This window comes from Dyadobacter jiangsuensis (assembly GCF_003014695.1).
GTDB lineage: Bacteria > Bacteroidota > Bacteroidia > Cytophagales > Spirosomataceae > Dyadobacter > Dyadobacter jiangsuensis.
The window spans coordinates 1-2647 of record NZ_PYAS01000043.1 but is presented as its reverse complement, the minus strand read 5'-3'; the positions used below and the strand labels follow the sequence as shown (position 1 = coordinate 2647).

Sequence of the window (2647 nt, the reverse complement as noted above, 5' to 3'; positions counted from 1 at the left end):
TGGAAAATTCGGTGAAATTGACCACCCCGTTTCAGTTTAAACTGACCACCTGTTCCGGGCGAAATTGACCACCCCGTTTCGGAGCAAATTGACCACCTGTTTCGGAGGAAACTGACCAGTGGATTCCGGAGCAAACTGACCACCCTGTCGAGCAGAAAATGCTGTAGAATCACCCATATTTTTGGCGGATACCAACCGTGGAAAGTATGGCAAATTCGACTATCAGCATGAGTAAAATAAGACAGATACTAAGGATGTACAGTCAGGGCCGCAGCAAGCTCTCTATTGCTGCTCAAACGGGTGTTTCCCGCAATACAGCCAAAAAATATATGGCCGCTTTTGATGCGAGCGGCCTGACCTTCGACCAAGTTAATGCCTTGAATGACAAGGAGCTGGATGAGTTCTTTGGGGCTGTCAAGCAAATGCCACCGCAGGACCGGTTAGTGTATCTACAACGCTGTTTTCCCCGCATAGATAAAGAGCTTAAAATGCCTGGTGAGACGCGTTTTTCGCTCTGGGAGAAGTATAAAAAGGAGTTTCCGGATGGGTTTGGCTATACCCAGTTTTGCTTCCACCTGGCCCAATGGAAGGCCCGGGTTAATCCTGTCATGCATCAGGATCACAAGGCAGGAGATAAACTCTACATCGATTTTGCCGGTGTAAAACAGAGTTTTATCAGTCGTGAGACTGGGGAAGTAATTAACGTTGAAGTCTTTATTGCCATCCTGGGTGCTAGCCAGCTTACCTATGTGGAAGCTGTTATGAGCCAGTCAAAAGAAGACTTGATCCTGGCTTGTGAGAACGCCTTTCATTACATCGGGGGCGTTCCTGCGGCGGTAGTTCCGGATAATCTCAGGGCTGCCGTCACCAAAAGCAACCGGTATGAACCTACCCTGAACGAGACTTTTGAGGACTTTGCCAATCATTACGGGACCACCATATTACCCACCAGGGCGTACCGGCCACGCGACAAGGCGTTGGTCGAAGGAGCTGTTAAAATAGTCTATAGCCGCATTTATGCCCCTTTGAGGAAGAAGGTTTACAACTCACTATCCGAGCTAAACGCAGCCATCTGGGCTGCCTTGGAAGTCCATAATAACCAGTTACTGCGTGGTCGCAATTACAGCCGCAGGCTTCAGTTCGAAGAGATCGAGCGTAACGCACTGTCGCCGCTGCCAATACTCAAATACGAGTTTAAAAAGCAATCACATGCTACGGTGATGAAAAACGGGCATGTCAACCTAAGCATCGATAAACACTATTACAGCGTCCCGTACCGATTCATCGGCAAGAAGGTCAAATTGCTGTTCTCGGGCACGTTGGTCGAGATTTATTACCGTTATGAGCGCATAGCCCTGCATCAGCGTGTCAAAAGCCCCTACAATTACTCCACCGATAAAGAGCACCTGGCCAGCACGCACCGCTTTTTGACCGAATGGACCCCGGATAAGTTCGTCGAATGGGCTTCTTCGATCCACGATGATGTAAGGCTTTATATCCTTAAAATACTGGACCGTAAGCAGCATCCCGAGCAGGCCTACCGCTCTTGCATCGGCATCTTGTCCTTCGCAAAAAAGGCCGGCGAACAACGACTGATCAGCGCATGCCAGCGCGCGTTGAGCTATGGTATTTACAACTACAAAATCATCCAGATGATATTGGAAAAGAAGATGGACCAGTACGAGGACAGCCTGTTCGCCGACGAGCTACCGATGCCTAACCACGACAATATCAGGGGTGAAGAATATTATCAGTAACCTTTTAAACAATCCATACAATGAACAATGACACCTTGGAGAAGCTGCGCAAGCTTAAATTTTATGGCATGTTCCATGCCTTCAAAACCAGCCTGGAAAGCGGGAAAACTAATGATTATACGGCCGATGAGCTATTAGGGTACCTTGTGGACGCCGAGTGGGACGATCGCAACAACCGCCGCGTAGAGCGGCAGATCTACCAGGCCCGGTTCCGTTATAAAGCCGTCGTCGAAAATATCCATTACCATGCCGATCGCAGTCTGGACCGCAACCAGGTCATGCGCCTGGCCGATTGCTCTTTTATCACCCGAAACGAGAACCTGCTGATCACCGGCAGCACCGGGATCGGCAAAAGCTATGTGGCAACCGCCATTGGCCATCAAGCCTGCATCCAGGGGTATCGCGTACTTTACGCGAATACCCCCAAACTGTTCGCCCGCTTGAAAATGGCCAAGGCCGATGGCTCTTATATCAAGGAAATCGCCAAAATCGAAAGGCAGCACCTGCTGGTACTAGACGACTTTGGTATCCAGCCCTTCGACGCACAAAGCAGAGCAGCCCTGATGGAGATCATCGAAGACCGGCACGGGAAAGCGTCACTGATTATCACTTCGCAGTTGCCCGTCAGTAAGTGGCACGAGGTGATCGGTGAAAAGACCATCGCTGATGCCATCCTGGACCGCATTGTCCACGATGCACACCGGATAGAACTGAGGGGGGAATCGATGAGAAGAAAGAAAAAAATGGAGCCCGAAAACAGCTACCAATAATACGACCTTAATTAACTATTTTTGAAACTGCTTCTGCAGCTTTTTTCTGCTACCGGCCGCCAGATAATTAGGTGGTCAATTTGCCACGGAATCAGGTGGTCAACTTCTCCGAAATACCCA

At 49.5% G+C, this 2647-nt stretch carries 2 protein-coding genes; both read left to right on the top strand.

Annotation, left to right across the window (positions count from 1 at the left end; all coding sequences use genetic code 11):
• Positions 1–227 precede the first annotated feature (227 nt).
• The gene (gene istA, locus CLV60_RS34055; RefSeq protein WP_229211255.1) at positions 228–1757 is read left to right on the top strand and encodes an IS21 family transposase; all 1530 of its coding nucleotides are present in this window, start codon (positions 228–230) and stop codon (positions 1755–1757) included.
• 20 nt (positions 1758–1777) lie between these two features.
• Positions 1778–2527 (top strand): IS21-like element helper ATPase IstB, encoded by a 750-nt coding sequence (istB, locus tag CLV60_RS34050; protein ID WP_106599848.1) that lies wholly within the window; start codon positions 1778–1780, stop codon positions 2525–2527.
• The last annotated feature ends 120 nt before the right edge of the window (positions 2528–2647 follow it).